We start from the raw sequence: 17683 nt of genomic DNA, 5'->3' as shown, positions 1-17683 counted from the left end.
TCGATTACGGTACTAAAATTTCTATTTATCCATCAGCTCTTCAACTAGCTCCGCCAGCGGTTTAGGTTTGCCGATGATATAACCTTGTGCGTAATCGACCTGAAGCTCCATGAGTTGCTCAATAATACGCGTATTCTCAACGAATTCTGCCACGGTTTTCTTGCCCATTTGACGCGCTAAATCGTTGATTGAACGTACCATCAAGTGGTCCATTTCATTGACATCGATATCGCGCACGAACAAGCCATCAATCTTTACGATATCGACCGGTAACTTTTTAAGGTAACCAAACGAAGAAAGACCCGACCCAAAATCATCCAATGCGATACGACAACCGAGCTCTTTAAGCTGGCTAAAGAACTCTATCGCTTGATTCATATTGCTCATCGCCGCCGTTTCGGTGATTTCTAAGCAGATTTTCTCACACGGCACTGAACTGCTCTCAAGCTTGTCTAATAAGAACGAGATAAACTCTTTATTACCCATTGAGTGGCCCGATAAGTTAATCGAACATAAGCTAAGCTGCTCTAGGGCTTGGCCATTTTCAGCCAGCCAATCTAAGGTCTGCGTGACGACCTGCTTATCCAGCAAATGAGCGATGTTATAACGCTCCGATGCTGGCATAAAAATCCCCGGGGAGATGTACTCACCTTGCGCATTCTTAATTCGAATTAGGATTTCAAAATGCATTCCAGGCTCTGAATCGGTCAAACTCAAAATCTGCTGAGCGAACAGTTCAATACGTTGATTGGCTAGCGCATCATGAACAAGGTTGACGCTTTCCATCTCCTGCTCACGGCGGCGCAGCTCTTTATCATCCAAGCAGTACAGGTTGTAGCGATTACGTCCCTCTTCTTTCGCCACGTGACACGCGGTATCAGCCTGTGCATGAACCATTTGCGGTGACAGCGCCGTGTGGTCAATCAATCGAATACCAATCGAGCAATTGAGGCTAAGACGAATATCTTCCCAAATAAATGGGTGCTCACTGAGAGTATTAATAATGGTCGAGGCCAACTTCTTCGCGTCCACTTCGGTACAGTCTTTCAGCAGAATCGCGAATTCGTCTCCACCCAAACGCGCTAAGATGGTGTTATATGGCAGCACTTCTTCTAGCATGCTGGCACAGAACTGAATCGCCGCATCGCCCGCCTCATGGCCAGCGGTGTCATTAAGCACTTTGAGCTGATCAAGGTCGATGTATAACATCGCATGAGTTCGCGTATAGCTTTCAACTTCAGCTAACGCCTTGTTCAGCTCAGTTTCGAAATAGTTGCGGCTGTAGGTGCCGGTCAATAAGTCATGTTCAGCCTGGTATTGCAGTTGATCCGACAGTTGTCTCGTTGCTGTTACATCCTCACCGACGATGAGCAGGTGGCCACTTTCCACCAGCGGGCGGATGTTCTCTCGAATCCATACAGTATGACCATCACAATGTCGATATTCGATCTCTCTGCGCCACACGCCTTTCAACGCCTGCTTGGGTTGCAGCAGTACCTGACGAGGGATAATCGCATCCTCATGAAGGTAGAACTCTCTCAAGCGATGGCCCAGCAGTTGGTCCGAGGTATAGCCCAACAGCTGCTCAGCAAATTGATTGACCTGTTGAATTCGGTTCTGGTCATCAAGTGTCAACATCATGATTGGTTGCTGATCATAGTAATGGCTTAGATTCGCCTCACGCTGAAACAGTCTCTCTTCAGTGATTTTACGCGAGGTAATATCACGAGCTTCGAGTAAGAACTGTTTGCCGCTGTTGAGCGATGGAATCGGTTTAAACGACAGCTCTAACACCATAGAGCCAAGCTCAGCATGCCAAATTTCTGCTTCAAACTGCGCATTGGTATCGGTCGTTGCTTCGCTAAAAAATTGCTTAATCTTCTGCGACGTCGCGGCTTCCCAATGGTGATGCTGCCAGATTGGCCGTTCAACCGCGAAGTTTTGGTCATACAGCAACTCTTGCAACTTACGGTTGCTCGACACCACAGTGCCATGCTCATCCAGAACACCAATAAAGTGGTAACTCTGATCAAACACCATTTCAATTAAAGTTTGACTTTCCTTGGCGAGCTGCTCACTGCGTTTGATTCGCGTGAGGTAGTAAACCAAGACTAGGATGATGACAGAGAGCACCGTGACCACACTGCCGGCAATCTTAAGCTCATTATGATAACGCTGTGAGAAGCTGAGCGGCTTATTAAAGATGACCGAGGTGGCTTCTCCTTCAATGCCTAATCCCCACTTGAGGACAGCTTGGTAGTCGAGCTTAATCTCTGGTGTACCGACTTCGATTTTCGGTAATGGTTGTTCTGGATTTTCTAGGACATCCACCAAGATACGCGCGGTTTGTTTGCCATTCATCACACCGCTTTGGATAACCCCGCCTACTGCGCCATAACCCAGACCTAGGTCGTGCACCATATAGATGGGTGCATTAGCTGCTTGATTGAGTTGTTTCCACTGCTCGGCATCGGTTCTCACTGTGCCGTCCTTATCGCGGTAGTAAATCCAAAATAGCACACTGCTGTTACGATCTAGCCCTGCGACCAGTTCAAGCAATTGAGGGTAGCTATCTGGGACCACAGAAATAATCTTCTGACGATATTTAGGATTGTTGTTCAGGAAATTGGTGACCTGGCCGCGAACCGCCTCTCCCGTTACTGAGTGATCGCTGATGATATAAATCGATTCTACTTCGCCTTGAAGGCGCTCTATCAGTGAGATGTTGCTAAATAGGTCTATATCCTCAATCACCCCAGTTGCTGTGATATCTTGGTGTAATTCAGGGCTGTAATTATTGATGCCACCAAAAATGACCGGCGTCTGGCCAAGCTGCGGGGAAAGTTTATTCATCAGCGCTAGCGCATTGTTGTCACTGACCACAATTGCGCGAAACTTCTCTTGCTCAAACTTGGTTTTATAGAGATGGTACAACTGCTGTAGATAACCATCACTCTGCAAGCGCTTGGTATCTAGGTAAAGCACACGTGTGGAAATATCCGTTGCTTTTAATTCCGCATCAAGACCTTTTTGAAAGGAGTCTGTCCAAAAAAAACCTTGATGGTAAGAGTGTACAACCAGTACATCTCTGTTATCAGCAGCAACAAACATGCTGGTTAAAGCGGACAGCAAAAGAAGGCAAAAGCGCACTAAATTTAGGTCTCGATATTTGAGGAGTATAGGTATAATTGTATCACTAACGGTGATTATTTGTACTTATTCCATAGTGTTAACGTGAGCAGTAAGGAGTTCTATGCACGCGCAAAACGTAAAGCTCGATGATCTTGATAAGGCGATTCTTAAGACTTTAATGGAGGACGCTCGTACTCCGTATGCCGAGATGGCCAAGCAATTCGAAGTCAGTCCTGCAACGATTCACGTCCGAATCGAGAAAATGAAGTCTGCTGATATCATCCAAGGCACAGAGGTCATTGTCGACACTAAGAAGCTTGGCTATGACGTTTGTTGCTTTATTGGTATCAACCTTAATGCGGCTCGTGATTACCACTCTGCGCTCGAAAAATTGAATGCGTTAGAAGAAGTGGTTGAAGCGTATTACACCACAGGTGCCTATAACATTTTCGTCAAGTTAATGTGTCGCTCGATTGAAGAACTGCAATACGTGCTCATCGATAAGCTGCAAGCCATTGATGAAGTCCAATCAACAGAAACACTCATCTCATTGCAAAACCCAATTAATCGTAACGTTAACCCATAAAAAAACTCGCCGTAGAGAGTTTTTTATCAGATTTGAAATCTATTTTGAGGCCAAGTACTGCTTTAAATCCTCAACAGAAATACCTTGTTGAGCGATCTCTTTAGCTAATGATTCAACTTGCTCGCCTTTACGGGACTCTATCACCTGTTGAAACTGATAAACCATATCACGTAAAACTGGTAGAGGAACTTGCTTAGCGGCGCTTTGAATACGCTCAGCGCTTTGGTTGCCTAGCTCATTAAGAACCTTACCAAACATGAGTTTTTCTGGAGCGTCGTCTAGTTGCTCCATAACACGAGCCATCTCGTATGCTGTCATTGACATCGTTGTGATTTATCCACAGATTTCGATATAAGAAGCTCAAATATACAGCGTTTCATTTAATTAGCAAAGCGCATTTCCGCTTTCTTAAGCCGTTGCGTGATGCCATGTCTTGCCTGACTTCGACCATAAGATCATCAGGGCTGGCGTCACAATAAGCATCAAGGTTGCAATCATTACCTGTGGCTCCATACCTAAGCGCTGAACCGTACCAACCACTAATCCAGATCCGCTCATTTGAAATAGTCCCAGTAGCGCAGCCGCGGTACCCGCTTTATCACCAAATGGCGCAAGCGCTTTACCTGCTGCAGCGCCCAGAATCCATGCAAAGCCAATCGACGACATAAAGATTGGTAGCATAAAGGCAAGTGGCGTCGCTTGTGTTGCTAGCGATAACATAACCATACCCGCTAATGCTAAGGTCACAATTCCGACAGTCAGTGCCCAATGGGTACCAAACTTGTCCATAAACTTAGGCGCACTCATACACGCTACGATGTTGATAGCCGCATTAATACCAAACCAGAAGGTGAACTCATTCATGCTAAGGCCTAAGTTTTCCATCAACACCACCGGCGCAGAAGTCACGTAACCAAGAATTACCGCCATAGCCAACATACAGAGCGATGCATGGAATACAAACGAAGGCGTTTTCACTACATCTAAGTAACGATTAAGTTTGAAAACAGGCTCTTTACTCAATTGAGGGTTAGTCTCTTTCAAACCGACCCATAAGAACACCAACACTACGACCGCAAAGCCAGCCATAAAACTGAAGTTTGAACGCCAGCCAAATTGTTGTGTCAGCCAACTACCAAGAATCGGCGCTAATGCAGGTATAAAACAGATTGCCCCATTGAGGTAGCTGATCATCTTGCCACTTTTTTGTGGACCAAAGATATCGCGAACTGTTGCAAAGGCTGCTACCGATGTCGCGCACGCACCTAAGCCTTGTAGCAGTCGAGACACCAACATCCATTCAATACTTTGAGCACTCCACGCCAATAAAGCGCTCACTGCATAGATGCTGACACCGCCCAATGCAACAGTTCGACGTCCGAGTTTATCTGCTAAAGGCCCAGCAAAGAGTTGGCCGACGCCCATAGCAAATAGAAACCATGTGATCGTATCTTGTGCTAACGCGTGTTCCACGTGAAACGTTGATGAGATCATAGGCAAAGCAGGCAGATAGATATCAATCGCTAATGGGCTGAATAAAACCAACAGTGTCAGTAACACCAGTTGCGATTTCTTTGGAACATATTGGTTTGCCGTTTGCACTTACTACTCCGTTGCACAAGATGAATTTGGCGACATAGTAAGCTAAACTAGATATGCCATCCAATGACGAATAGTCATCAAAGTTATTCTATATGGGAATTTCTAATGAATATTGAAAAGCTTGCACGCCTCGACCTCAATTTGCTGGTTTGTTTACGCGTTCTGCTTGAAGAGCTTAATGTTACTCGGGCTGCTCATCGCCTTTGTTTAAGCCAATCAGCCGTGAGTAAAAACCTCGCTAAGCTGCGAACCCAATTTGATGATGCGCTGTTCGTCCGTCATGCACACGGGTTAAAACCAACACCTAAAGCACTGTTTCTTAAACCTAAGCTTGAAGTACTCATTCATCAGCTTGAGCAACTGACACAACCTGAAGAGTTTTCTCCTAGCTCAAGTGATTACCGCTACCAAATTGCCGCTGTAGAAAGTGTCTATCCTTTAATCTTGCCGCACTTTTTACCGCAGATATTTAAACGAGCGCCGCAGGTAACCATCGCTACCCACGCTTGGTCTGAAGAGACGTTTCGACAGATACAAAGAGGTGAAATTGATCTCGGCATCACAGGTAAAGATATCGACATTAACGATGCTAAGTTAACCATGCTGCCACCCAGCGATATTTGCGAACAAGAGATCTACCGTGATAACCAAATGTGTTTAGTCAGGAAAGACCACCCTGCACTCAATCAAAACTGGAATTTGGATAGCTATCTGGCTCAACGCCATGTCCAAGTCCGTTGTGATGGTAACGAGCGTTGGCTGTTGGATTATCGTCTCGCGGACTACGGCAAAGAACGCGATATTGCCATCACAGTACCGGATTTTAATAGCGCCGCGAGTCTATGCTCTTATACCGATTTTGTCTTCACTGCACCTAGCCACTTCGTCAAATTGGCCTCTAAGCAGCTCGATCTAACCGTGTTACCGCTACCAATGGAATTTCCTCCTATGGCATACACATTATTCTGGCATAGAGACCGAGAAAACGATCCGGCACTCTCTTGGTTACGCCAGATAATTAAAGATAAAACCACTGCGTTGAGATAGTTTGCAGCCCGCCGGTAAAAAGAGTAGCTTAGTGGCATCGTCCAGGTGGCATAACGTTGTAATGGACGCCATAACCATAATGAAGGATTAACACAGATGCTAACTAATACTGAGCAGCGCCTAACTGCGATTCGCGAATGGCTTGCAAACAACAATATTGATGCCCTGCTTGTTCCCCATGAAGACGAGTATTTAGGTGAATACGTACCAGCGCATAATGAACGCTTACATTGGTTAACGGGTTTTACCGGTTCTGCTGGTGCGGCTGTAATCACACAAGATAAAGCAGCAATTTTTGTTGATGGCCGCTACACAGTACAAGTCACTAAACAAGTTCCTGCTGATCTATTCGAGTACCGCCACCTGATTGAAGAGCCTGCGCTAGATTGGATTAAAGACAGCCTTTCAAATGGTGCTTCTGTGGCGATCGACCCTCGCATGCACAACTCAGCTTGGCTAGACATGGCACAGGCAAAACTTGCAGGAGCGCTTGAGCTTAAGATTCTCGCCAGCAACCCAATTGATGAGCTTTGGCACGATCGCCCTGCTACTGTGGTTTCTGATGTTCGCCTAATGGCAACAGAAGCGGTTGGTCAATCAAGTGACAGTAAACGCCAAGAAATCGCAGCGCTGGTTAAAAAAGCTGGTGCAGACAGCGCAGTAATCACAGCGCTTGACTCCATCTGTTGGTTACTCAACGTGCGTGGTCTTGATGTATCACGTCTACCAGTTCTGCTTTCTCATGCGATTCTGCACTCAGATTCAAGCGTGGAATACTTCCTGGATCCAGCTCGCGTACCTGCTGAATTTGACGCTCATGTTGGTGTGGGTGTGACCGTTCATCATCCAGAAGCACTACAAGCACGACTAGAAGCTCTAACTGGCAAGAATGTACTGGTTGACCCTGCGACAAGTAACGCATGGTTTAAGCTGGTTCTTCAAGACGCAGGCGCATCTGTGGTGAATAAAGCAGATCCATGTCTAATGCCAAAAGCAGCGAAGAACTCAGTTGAAATCGCAGGCATGAAAGCATGTCATATCCGCGATGGCGTGGCGATGAGTAAGTTCCTATCTTGGTTAGATGCAGAAGTTGTTGCAGGTAACCTGCATGATGAAGCGACACTGTCTGACAAACTCGAAGCGTTCCGTAGCGAAGACCCGACACTTATGGACCTTAGCTTCGATACGATTTCAGCTGCCGGCGGCAACGCTGCTATGTGTCACTACAACCATGAAAACCAACCGGAACCAGGTAAGCTAGAACTCAATACACTTTACCTGGTGGATTCAGGCGGTCAGTACCTAGATGGCACTACAGACATCACGCGTACCATCGCGATCGGTCAGCCTTCACAAGAGATGATTAAACAATTCACTCTCGCGCTAAAAGGTCATATCGGTGTTGCTCGTGCACGTTTCCCGAAAGGCACACGTGGTTACCAAATCGATACACTTGCTCGTCAGCACTTATGGGCGGAAGGCTACGATTATGATCACGGTACAGGTCATGGTGTTGGTCACTTCCTAAGTGTTCATGAAGGTCCAGCTAGCATTTCGAAGAAGCAAATCGATGTACCTTTAACAGAAGGTATGGTGCTGTCCAACGAGCCAGGATATTACCGTGCAGATGCATTTGGTATTCGTATCGAGAACTTAGAGCTTGTTGTTGAAACACCGACTAACGGTGACTTCCCTGTTCTGTCATTTGAGTCTCTAACACGCTGCCCGATCGACAAGCGCAACATCAACGTGGATATGCTGACTCGTCCAGAGCTTACTTGGCTGAATGATTACCACCAGAAAGTGTGGGATGAGATCAGCCCACTTGTTGAAGGTGATGTGAAAGAGTGGCTTCGCCAAGCGACTCTAGCTGTGGCGCATTCATAACTGAATCATCACACCTCAATACACAAAAGGCTCTCCAATGGAGAGCCTTTTTATTGCCATACCGTACTGTGCAACAGGCAGATGTTTCACGTGAAACATCGAATTTGTTCTAGACCAATGTCTTTTAACCAGAGTATGCCGAATGCCAATCGCGCCATACCGGGTCAAACCCTTTTGCGCGAATCATATCTTCAACCGAAGCGGCACTGCGTTCATCACTGATCTCAAACTGCTCTAGTTCAACATCATCCATTGCATAGCCTCCTGGCTGAGTTTTCGATGCTGCAGACATGCTAGTCACACCCAGAGGAAGCACGTTGTCCCTAAATGTTGCCGACTCACGAGTTGATAGTGACAGTTCAACTTCAGGGTTTAACAAGCGATAGGCGCAAATCAATTGGACCAATTGTTTGTCACTCATGACCGACTTTGGCTGAAGGCCACCTTCACAAGGACGTAAACGCGGAAAAGAAATTGAGTAGCGAGTTTGCCAATAGGTTCGTTCAAGATAATCTAAATGCGCAGCGACGTAAAAGCAGTCCGTTCTCCACTCTTCTAACCCAATCAGGGCACCAATACCGATCTTATCAATACCTGCTTTTGCTAAGCGATCCGGCGTATCCAAGCGGTACTCAAAATCCATCTTATTACCACGGAGATGGTGCTCGGCATAAGTATAGGGGTGATACGTTTCTTGATACACCATCACCGCATCCAAACCAAGAGTCCGAAGTTCTGCGTAATCGCCTTGATCCAGAGGCTGAACCTCCATCGCCAGATAATTAAACCGTTGCTTGATAGTCGGTACCATTTCGCGGAAATATTTCATCCCAACTTTGGTTTCATGCTCCCCTGTTACCAATAGCACACTATCGAACTTCATTCGCTTAATGGCTTCAACTTCAGCAATGACTTCGTCCTTATCAAGCGTGCGGCGTTTGATTCTGTTCTCCATCGAAAAGCCACAATAAGTACAAGCGTTAGCGCACAAGTTAGAAAGGTACAATGGAATATAAAGCGACATGGTATTACCAAAACGCTTACGAGTTGCCGAATATGACAACTGTGCCATTTGCTCCAAGTAAGGTTCCGCAGCTGGTGAAATTAGCGCTTTGAAATCTTCTAAATCACGCTTGGGCCTATTCAATGCGCGCTCGACATCTTGTGCGGTTTTGGCGTAAATCGACATCGAAATGTCATCCCAATTGAGCTGCTTAAATTGTTCAACGAAGCTCATGAACACCTCACTTATAGCTCATCCAAAAAGGAAGTCAGTGGGCTAGATGCAACAGCGTGAGACACCTTACCAGCAAGACCGGCTTCATAGGCCATACGTCCTGATTCGACCGCCATCTTAAATGCCTTCGCCATCGCTATCGGATCGCTCGATGCGGCAATAGCTGTATTTACCAGTACTGCATCTGCGCCCATTTCCATCGCGCGCGCTGCATGTGAAGGCGCCCCTATTCCCGCATCCACAACCACGGGAACGTTAGCTTGGTCGATGATGATCTCTAGGAAGTCGTGAGAAACTACACCTTTGTTTGAACCGATTGGCGCGCCCAAAGGCATTACTGCTGCACAGCCAACTTCTTCTAACCGCTTACACAACACAGGGTCGGCATGACAGTAAGGTAATACTATAAATCCTTGGCGTACTAGTTGCTCTGCCGCGGCGAGTGTCTCTATTGGATCTGGCATTAAGTATTTTGGGTCTGGGTGAATTTCCAATTTTAGCCAGTTAGTGCCTAACGCTTCTCGCGCAAGCTGGGCAGCAAAAACCGCGTCCTTGGCATTCTTTGCGCCTGATGTATTGGGTAGCAAGTTAACACCGGATTCAACTAATGGCTGCAAAATGTCATCTTGTTGGTCGTTCACATCGACACGCTTCAAAGCCATGGTTGCCAATTGCGAGCCCGACACTTGAATCGCTTTGGCCATCAACTGACTATTAGCAAATTTACCAGTGCCCGTGAACAGTCGTGATTTGAATTGTTTATCTCCAATTTGTAGCATCGACATTAGCCCCCTGCGATCGCTTGAAACAGAGAGATACTATCTCCCTGTGTAAGTTCTGTGCTCACCCATTCACTGCGCGGCACAACATTATTGTTGATTGCAAAAACACAGCCCATTTCAGGAAGTTCAAATTGACTGATGATTTGCTGTAGATTCGAATTAGTTGCAACTTGGTGTGATTGCTCGTTAATAGTAATGGTTATCACACCTGTTTCAGCAGCAAACTCTGGTGTAGTTGATTGTTGTAACGATGATGTCATTGCTGGCGACTCTCATATTCTTCGATAATAGGTATAGATGGATGCGGCCTATCTCTAAGCGCAAACTAGGCATTGCTTATCTTTTTGTATTTTCATGGTTTGCCACTGCATTCGTAGCCCATCAAATAGATGCAATTGAAATGGTTTCACGTGAAACATACCTGTCGATAGTCTTTGAATAGCAGCGAGTGCTTGGTAATTCCCAAGAGTGCCAACCACCGGACCAACAACACCACTATCACTACAGCTATTAGCTTGTTTAAGCTCATCAAAGGGATAAAGACAGCGATAACAGGCCTCATCCTTATCTAGCGCCAAGTAGTCAAACACGGCGAACTGCCCTTGCCAGCCAACAGCTGCTGCAGAGACTAATGGTGTATGACTTTCAAAGCAGACTTGGTTGATAAGCTGTCTAGTCTGCATATTGTCACTGCAGTCGAGAACCACATCTGCCAGCATGACCTCTAGATCCAGCTGAGCTTTGTCCAACCGTTTACTTATAGCACGTACTCGAACCATAGAATTGAGCTCAGTGAGATGTTTTACTGTCGCATCTGTTTTCGCGACTTGCAGATCTTGCTCGCGATAGATCACTTGTCTCTGTAAGTTGCTGCTATCAACCTCATCATCATCAACGATAACAAGTTTGCCGACACCGGCGGCAGCTAAGTACAAACTCGCTGCGCTACCTAATCCACCACAACCGATGATCAGCACATGTGATTTACTCAATCGCTCTTGCCCGCTTTCAGCAATTTCAGGTAATGCTACTTGGCGTTGATAACGAAGAAACTGCTTATCCGTGAGCATGTTCATCCCTCTTGATGTCTACCAGTTCGTTGTTCTGATCAGTAAACGTCTGTTGTCTTTCCTTCATCAGCTGTGCGAAAAACTCTATGACGGACTGAGGTGATTCTGCCAGCGTAATTGCACGAACTACCGCCAGACTAGAGATACCTGTTTGCCAAACTTGGTCAGCATTAGATTGGTCAATGCCTCCGATCGCAACCGTTGGAAAACCGAGCATGTCGCTACTTTCTGACTTATCCTTCTTCAGGTGGAAACCAGCATCAATGGCTCGATAAGGAATGCTATCAATCAGTTTTTGATACAGCGCCAAACGCACTAAACCCTGTGGTTTCGATGGCATCTGTTTTGTCGTGGTTGGAAAGATATGCCCTAATGCAATGTAGCTAGGATGAATTTGTACGATACGCAGCAATTCGTAATAGCCGTGGGTTGAAAGACCAAGACGAATGCCAGCTTGGGTTAGCTGAGCCAAATTCGACTCTTCTATATCTTCCTGCCCAAGATGAACACCGTAAGCATCATGTTTTATTGCCAGTTGCCAGTAATCATTGATAAACACTTGAGCCTTATACTGACGGCCAAGCTCTATCGCTCGGACAATTTGCTGCTCTAAGTCCTTTTGCTCTGGGTTCTTAATACGCAATTGAATGGTGGAGATTCCAAGCGGTAGTAAGCGCTCGATCCATGCAACATCATCAACAACAGGGTACAGCCCTAAACTCTGCTTAGTTAGGCTTGGAAAGCTGATGCTCTCGCCTTGCGCTGACCAACCTACTTGTATACCTAATCGACTATCTTCAAGAACTGGTGTTGGGAAATCATCAAATTGGCAAGCCCACTGAGTAGGTCGTCCCTGATCAAAGGTGTCACTCAACAGTGTTTCACGTGAAACATTGCCTTGTTGAGTAATCATTGCTCTCGCGAGTGTCAACGCATCCTCGATAGGAAAATCGAGTACTGTCAGCGTAACAACCCAGCCAAGATGATGTTCAGGTGCGAATATAGTGCTGGCTTTAGATTTAACGGAAAGCGCTCTCACTTCATCGTTAATTGGATGACGCCAAATATCAAGCTGAGACACCTTTCCATTTTTATCGGCTACTTGGCTATCAGAAATAGCAACAAAAACGGATGTCGATGGTTGCTTTGCACATATATCTACCGATAAGTCTGAGCGGTAATAAAACACGAATGAGCAGTCAGACTCAGGGGAATATCCATCAATGAGATCGGTAGTTACGTGTGTAATTTGTTGGTCGCGAACAAGCTGAATAGATTGAGTTGGGCTCACACCCAGCTCAATATCTTCGATGGAAAAGCCCTGCTCTTTCGCCAACAACAAGTATTGCTGAACTAAACCAGTCAGTTCAATCAATGATGACGGAATAAGGATTTTTCTCATTAGTCGCTCACCTCTGCATGCGCAGCTGGGTGGTACAGCTCGGAGCCTGTTTCTCTAAATTCCTGTGATTTTTGGCGCATCCCTTCAAGTGGGTCATCAAGCATTTTGATCGAGATAGCTTGGTCAGCAGCAACTTGCTCAGTATCTTTTGCATACTCTCGAACTTCTTGAGAGATCTTCATTGAGCAGAACTTAGGACCACACATCGAACAAAAGTGAGCAACCTTACCAGACTCTTGAGGTAGGGTTTCGTCATGGAAAGCGCGCGCAGTTTCAGGGTCGAGTGACAAATTGAATTGGTCTTCCCAACGGAATTCAAAACGAGCCTTGGACAGTGCATTGTCACGAACCTGTGCTCCAGGATGTCCCTTCGCCAAGTCTGCAGCATGTGCAGCAAGTTTATAGGTGATCATGCCCACCTTAACGTCTTCTTTGTTTGGTAAACCAAGGTGCTCTTTCGGTGTTACGTAGCAAAGCATCGCACAGCCATACCAACCAATCATGGCAGCGCCAATACCAGAGGTAATATGATCGTAACCCGGTGCGACGTCTGTAGTCAGTGGACCAAGCGTGTAGAACGGCGCTTCATGGCAGTGCTCTAACTGCTCTTCCATGTTCTCTTTAATCATGTGCATAGGTACATGCCCTGGTCCTTCAATGATGACCTGTACGTCATATTCCCAAGCGATTTTGGTCAGTTCACCTAGGGTACGTAACTCGGCAAATTGAGCCTCATCATTAGCATCAGCGATCGAGCCCGGGCGAAGTCCATCGCCCAAAGAAAGTGCTACATCATACTTGGCACAGATTTCACAGATCTCTCGGAAGTGGGTGTATAAGAAGCTTTCTTGGTGATGCGCTAAACACCATTTCGCGATGATAGAACCACCACGAGAAACAATGCCGGTAACGCGCTTAGCTGTCATGGGCACATAACGGAGTAACAAACCTGCATGGATAGTGAAATAATCAACGCCCTGCTCTGCTTGCTCAATTAGAGTATCGCGCATCACTTCCCAGTTAAGGTTTTCCGCAACACCATTCACTTTCTCAAGCGCTTGGTACATAGGTACGGTACCGATCGGAACCGGACTGTTACGTAGAATCCACTCGCGAGTTTCGTGGATATTACGTCCAGTTGAGAGATCCATAACGGTATCTCCACCCCAGCGAGTTGCCCATACAAGTTTCTCTACTTCTTCTTCGATCGAGGAAGTCACCGATGAATTACCGATATTGGCATTCACTTTAACCAGAAAGTTACGACCAATAATCATTGGCTCAGATTCAGGGTGATTGATATTAGAAGGGATTATCGCGCGACCTTCGGCCACCTCTTTGCGCACAAACTCCGCGGTAATGTCCTTTGGCAGGTTTGCTCCGAAGCTTTGACCAGGATGCTGTTGAGTTAGCACTTCATCACGGTATTGAGCACGTCCCATATTTTCACGCAGAGCGATGTATTCCATTTCTGGGGTAATAATACCTTTGCGAGCATAGTGCAATTGGGTTACGCACTGGTCACCTTTAGCACGTCGAATTCGTGGTAGATTGCCGTAACGAAGATCGTCTAGCGTCTCGTCTTCTAAACGTTCTTTGGTGTATACAGAGCTCACTTCGTTGAGTAATTCCGTATCAGCACGCTCTTCAATCCACCCTTCTCTTAGCTTTGGTAAGCCGCTGTAGAGGTCAATGGTGTGCTCTGGGTCTGTGTATACGCCAGAGGTGTCATAAACGCGTACTGGCTCGTTAGGCTCGAAAATAGGCGCTTCTTTTGTGCCTCCAATAAGGCTATCGGCTAAAGAAATTTCGCGCATAGGAACGCGAATATCGGGGCGTGATCCCTCAACATAGACTTTGCTTGAGTTTGGGTACGGTTGTACCGAGAGTGTATCTATAAACTGTTTTGCTTCCAGTCTCGCTTGTTTGCGACTCGACATAGCATTTTTCCTTGCTTTGTTATTCTTAGATAAAAAGTAACGGGATAAAAATGCTTGGCGGAAAGATGCGACAAGAGGAATCGAATTATGGCCTAGGCGCGTGACCTAATGACCTACAACGGCATTCGATTATTTGATAGGTAAACCAGATAGAACTCTGGTGTAGATATCTTCTCTTGTTCCCTTCGCAGATATTAGTCTGATCAGGTTCAACGGATCCCGAATTAACGGTCTCAGCCTTATGGCACTCCGACAAGTAGAACGAGTATATAAAATCGGCTTGGGTAAACCAAGCCGACCTGACTAAAAATGTGTCACTTTTTGAACAGTGCTAGCTTTTGATCAGCAATTGAAAACCAATCCAAGCAGCGGAAATACTCAGTACAACATTGAGCAGAACGTTAAGCCCCATCTTAAAAAATGCACCTTGCTGCATAAGAAGCACGTTATCCATTGAGAAGGTCGAGAAAGTCGTTAAAGCACCGAGAAAGCCGAGGCCGATAATTTGACGCCAAGGTTCAGTCGCCAGCATTTCATTTTCAAAAGCGGCAATCAAAAGACCCATCATAAATGAGCCCACGACATTAACCGTTAGAGTTCCGTATGGGAATCCGCGCCCTAGTAGTAATGCGCATAGTTCAGCAACCAAATATCGTGAACACGCTCCAAATGCCCCACCAATCGCGATGAAGCCCAATATAGAAAGCTGTCCCATCATTTCCTCCAGTTAATATTTTTGTACATAGTAGTCGCTAACTAACCTATTTTTACAAGTTTAAATCAACAAATAGCCCAATAAACTAGTGAAAAATTCAAAAGTTACAGGAGTCACTTTACTTCGATGTATCCCATAAGCCCGGTTTTCATATGCTCAATAACATGACAATGATACATCCAGCGCCCGGGGTTATCAGCAACAAATGCGGCTTTCGCGCTGCCATTCTTACCAAGTAGTACTGTGTCGGTGTGAAACGGCTCTGCTACTTTTCTTCCATCGAGCTCAAGTACAGTGAACGTATGACCATGAAGATGAATGGGATGATGGTATTGAGTGACGTTCTTGAGATTAAATATATAAGTCTTACCGAGATCAAGCGTCGTTAGCGGTGCAGGAATATTATCTTTACTCATCCCCTCCCAAGCGCGCTTATTGGTCAACCAAAATTTAGGCATCACTTTACCATCTTTGCCTACCGGGCTTACTGCACCTTCCCATTCAAAAATAAAATCTATTTCTTCAGCACTATCGAGAGCTAACTGAGGAACTGGGTTAAGAGGCAATGTAGGGATCGGTTGCTGATCTGGAAGATCCGAGGCGATCACTTTAAAATCGCACAGAGCAAATGGGAAACGCCCTTTCATTTGACGCACGTATACACGCTCTCCTGCTTTGGGAGCAGTAAAAGCAACATCAACCCTCATCCCTGGCCCTATCTTGTGCTGTGTAAGCTTATAGGGCGTCCTAATAGGGTTTCCGTCAATTGCTACCACCCAAGCATCAACACCTTCGATAGCAATCGGATAAGTGATTGTATTATCGACATTAGCTATTCGAATCCGTGTCGTGGCGTTGGCCTTAAGAGTATAAGTTGGTTCATGGACTCCATTGACGCTACTCCACTCACCCGGCGTTCCCATACGGGCACTAAGACGTGGGATCATTAAGTCTTTCCACTGACCTTGCGTATCGAGGTGCCAGTGTTTGAGCATCAATACATGCTCCTCATCAAACTCAACTGACACTGCTTCTTCAACAATGATTAAACCAACTAATCCCATACCGAGCTGTTTTACGCTATTCATATGGGGGTGATACCAAAATGTGCCAGCATCAGGAGGCGTAAAACGATAGACAAAGGTTTCACCTGGCATTATCGGTGGCTGACTTAGAAATGGCACTCCATCCATTTCTATTGGAATTCTTAGTCCATGCCAATGAATCGTCGTAGGCTCTGAAAGCTTATTGGTAAACCTAATCGTGACCTCTTCCCCCTGACGACAACGTATAGTTGGAGCGGGTATTTGACCATTAAAGCCTAAGACATTGGTTTGAAAGCCAGGTACAAGCTCTGCAGTTGCAGGCTGAGCGGTAAGATCATATACAAGGGAGCCATTACTATCTTTAGCTCGAGTTATCGAACACGCTGGCAATAGACTAATAGCTGAAATAGCCAAGCTAGATTTAATGAAATGACGACGCGAAATATTCATAAACTAAGACGTTACTGAGTAGGTTAGACGAGTAACAGTAACATCTTGGTAAGAATAATTCTCAATAAGATTGAAGGTTTGAGGAGTGTAAGCTCCTTAAACGTAAAAAGCCTTAGTCGAAAGACTAAGGCTTTTAATATGGCAGGAGTGGAGAGATTCGAACTCCCAACACGCGCTGTTTTTGGTAAATTGGGGAATCCGCTGCTCTGCYAATWGAATRCTTCAACATCAAAAAGCAAAAAGGCTCCAGTCYTTCGACTAGAGCCTTAAATATGGCAGGGGTGGAGAGATTCGAACTCCCAACACGCGCTGTTTTTTGGTAAGTCGGGGAATCCGCTGCTCTGCTAATTGAATACTTCAACATCAAAAAGCAAAAAGGCTCCAGTCCTTCGACTAGAGCCTTAAATATGGCAGGGGTGGAGAGATTCGAACTCCCAACACGCGGATTTGGAATCCGCTGCTCTGCCAATTGGAGCTACACCCCTGTAGAATCTTTTCAAATTGTAGATTCGAAAAAACCTCGCTATAAGCGAGGCCTTCTAAATAAGTGGCGGAGCGGACGGGACTCGAACCCGCGACCCCCGGCGTGACAGGCCGGTATTCTAACCAACTGAACTACCGCTCCGCACTGGTTAGACACTAAGTCTAAATTTAAAGCCTGGCGATGTCCTACTCTCACATGGGGAAACCCCACACTACCATCGGCGCTAATTCGTTTCACTTCTGAGTTCGGCATGGAAATCAGGTGGGTCCAAATCGCTATGGTCGCCAAGCAAATTCTTTAATT

General features: G+C 45.9%; 14 protein-coding genes, 2 tRNA genes, 1 rRNA gene and 1 riboswitch. Of the genes, 3 read left to right on the top strand and 14 right to left on the bottom strand.

The window, feature by feature from the left end:
• Positions 1-21: 21 nt before the first annotated feature.
• Complete coding sequence (locus ELS82_RS12355) at positions 22-3150, bottom strand: EAL domain-containing protein (protein WP_134835738.1); 3129 nt, start codon at positions 3148-3150, stop codon at positions 22-24.
• Between the two features lie 103 nt (positions 3151-3253).
• On the opposite strand from ELS82_RS12355, the gene asnC reads away from it, so the two are divergent.
• Positions 3254-3718, top strand: coding sequence for a transcriptional regulator AsnC (asnC, locus tag ELS82_RS12350; RefSeq protein WP_053440711.1), 465 nt, complete (start codon positions 3254-3256; stop codon positions 3716-3718).
• A gap of 39 nt (positions 3719-3757) precedes the next feature.
• On the opposite strand, the gene tsrA is transcribed toward asnC, so the two are convergent.
• Positions 3758-4042: an H-NS-like global regulator TsrA gene (gene tsrA, locus ELS82_RS12345; RefSeq protein WP_134835737.1), complete on the bottom strand. Its 285-nt coding sequence runs from the start codon at positions 4040-4042 to the stop codon at positions 3758-3760.
• Positions 4043-4126: 84 nt separating this feature from the next.
• The gene (locus ELS82_RS12340; protein WP_134835736.1) at positions 4127-5320 is read right to left on the bottom strand and encodes a multidrug effflux MFS transporter; all 1194 of its coding nucleotides are present in this window, start codon (positions 5318-5320) and stop codon (positions 4127-4129) included.
• 105 nt (positions 5321-5425) lie between these two features.
• On the opposite strand from ELS82_RS12340, the gene ELS82_RS12335 reads away from it, so the two are divergent.
• Both ELS82_RS12335 and ELS82_RS12330 read left to right on the top strand, forming a co-directional pair.
• Positions 5426-6367 (top strand): LysR substrate-binding domain-containing protein, encoded by a 942-nt coding sequence (locus ELS82_RS12335; RefSeq protein WP_134835735.1) that lies wholly within the window; start codon positions 5426-5428, stop codon positions 6365-6367.
• Positions 6368-6463: 96 nt separating this feature from the next.
• On the top strand, positions 6464-8254 hold the full coding sequence (locus ELS82_RS12330) for an aminopeptidase P family protein (protein ID WP_134835734.1): 1791 nt from the start codon (positions 6464-6466) through the stop codon (positions 8252-8254).
• Between the two features lie 124 nt (positions 8255-8378).
• On the opposite strand, the gene thiH is transcribed toward ELS82_RS12330, so the two are convergent.
• From thiH to rrf, 11 genes are all read right to left on the bottom strand, one after another.
• A complete protein-coding gene (thiH, locus tag ELS82_RS12325; RefSeq protein ID WP_134835733.1) occupies positions 8379-9491 on the bottom strand; it encodes a 2-iminoacetate synthase ThiH in 1113 nt (370 codons plus the stop codon).
• 11 nt (positions 9492-9502) lie between these two features.
• A complete protein-coding gene (locus tag ELS82_RS12320; RefSeq protein ID WP_134835801.1) occupies positions 9503-10270 on the bottom strand; it encodes a thiazole synthase in 768 nt (255 codons plus the stop codon).
• 5 nt (positions 10271-10275) lie between these two features.
• The gene (gene thiS, locus ELS82_RS12315) at positions 10276-10533 is read right to left on the bottom strand and encodes a sulfur carrier protein ThiS (protein ID WP_134835732.1); all 258 of its coding nucleotides are present in this window, start codon (positions 10531-10533) and stop codon (positions 10276-10278) included.
• A 54-nt stretch (positions 10534-10587) separates the two neighbouring features.
• Positions 10588-11343, bottom strand: coding sequence for a HesA/MoeB/ThiF family protein (locus tag ELS82_RS12310; RefSeq protein ID WP_134835731.1), 756 nt, complete (start codon positions 11341-11343; stop codon positions 10588-10590).
• Positions 11330-12745, bottom strand: coding sequence for a thiamine phosphate synthase (locus ELS82_RS12305; protein WP_134835730.1), 1416 nt, complete (start codon positions 12743-12745; stop codon positions 11330-11332). The genes ELS82_RS12310 and ELS82_RS12305 overlap by 14 nt, the downstream gene beginning before the upstream one ends.
• Positions 12745-14685: a phosphomethylpyrimidine synthase ThiC gene (gene thiC / locus ELS82_RS12300; RefSeq protein ID WP_134835729.1), complete on the bottom strand. Its 1941-nt coding sequence runs from the start codon at positions 14683-14685 to the stop codon at positions 12745-12747. Before thiC ends, ELS82_RS12305 begins: the two co-directional genes overlap by 1 nt.
• 163 nt (positions 14686-14848) lie before the next feature.
• Positions 14849-14947, bottom strand: a riboswitch (TPP riboswitch).
• Between the two features lie 69 nt (positions 14948-15016).
• Positions 15017-15400 (bottom strand): fluoride efflux transporter CrcB, encoded by a 384-nt coding sequence (gene crcB / locus ELS82_RS12295; protein WP_134835800.1) that lies wholly within the window; start codon positions 15398-15400, stop codon positions 15017-15019.
• A 113-nt stretch (positions 15401-15513) separates the two neighbouring features.
• Complete coding sequence (locus ELS82_RS12290) at positions 15514-16896, bottom strand: multicopper oxidase family protein (RefSeq protein WP_134835728.1); 1383 nt, start codon at positions 16894-16896, stop codon at positions 15514-15516.
• A gap of 408 nt (positions 16897-17304) precedes the next feature.
• A tRNA-Trp gene (locus tag ELS82_RS12285) sits at positions 17305-17381 on the bottom strand.
• Positions 17382-17444: 63 nt separating this feature from the next.
• Positions 17445-17521, bottom strand: a tRNA-Asp gene (locus ELS82_RS12280).
• Positions 17522-17552: 31 nt separating this feature from the next.
• Positions 17553-17669: ribosomal RNA gene (rrf, locus tag ELS82_RS12275) — 5S ribosomal RNA — on the bottom strand.
• Positions 17670-17683 lie beyond the last annotated feature (14 nt).

The sequence above is a fragment of the Vibrio ouci genome, from assembly GCF_004551525.1.
Lineage (GTDB): Bacteria > Pseudomonadota > Gammaproteobacteria > Enterobacterales > Vibrionaceae > Vibrio > Vibrio ouci.
Note: the sequence above shows the minus strand (reverse complement) of the source record. Positions and strands in the feature narration are given on the sequence as shown.

Coding starts and splice junctions, on each gene's coding strand:
- ELS82_RS12305 (WP_134835730.1), bottom strand. CDS start 12,745: ATGAGAAAAATCCTTATTCCGTCATCATTGATTGAACTGACTGGTTTA.
- crcB (WP_134835800.1), bottom strand. CDS start 15,400: ATGGGACAGCTTTCTATATTGGGCTTCATCGCGATTGGTGGGGCATTT.
- tsrA (WP_134835737.1), bottom strand. CDS start 4,042: ATGTCAATGACAGCATACGAGATGGCTCGTGTTATGGAGCAACTAGAC.
- thiC (WP_134835729.1), bottom strand. CDS start 14,685: ATGTCGAGTCGCAAACAAGCGAGACTGGAAGCAAAACAGTTTATAGAT.
- thiS (WP_134835732.1), bottom strand. CDS start 10,533: ATGACATCATCGTTACAACAATCAACTACACCAGAGTTTGCTGCTGAA.
- ELS82_RS12310 (WP_134835731.1), bottom strand. CDS start 11,343: ATGCTCACGGATAAGCAGTTTCTTCGTTATCAACGCCAAGTAGCATTA.
- thiH (WP_134835733.1), bottom strand. CDS start 9,491: ATGAGCTTCGTTGAACAATTTAAGCAGCTCAATTGGGATGACATTTCG.
- ELS82_RS12320 (WP_134835801.1), bottom strand. CDS start 10,270: ATGCTACAAATTGGAGATAAACAATTCAAATCACGACTGTTCACGGGC.
- ELS82_RS12330 (WP_134835734.1), top strand. CDS start 6,464: ATGCTAACTAATACTGAGCAGCGCCTAACTGCGATTCGCGAATGGCTT.
- asnC (WP_053440711.1), top strand. CDS start 3,254: ATGCACGCGCAAAACGTAAAGCTCGATGATCTTGATAAGGCGATTCTT.
- ELS82_RS12335 (WP_134835735.1), top strand. CDS start 5,426: ATGAATATTGAAAAGCTTGCACGCCTCGACCTCAATTTGCTGGTTTGT.
- ELS82_RS12290 (WP_134835728.1), bottom strand. CDS start 16,896: ATGAATATTTCGCGTCGTCATTTCATTAAATCTAGCTTGGCTATTTCA.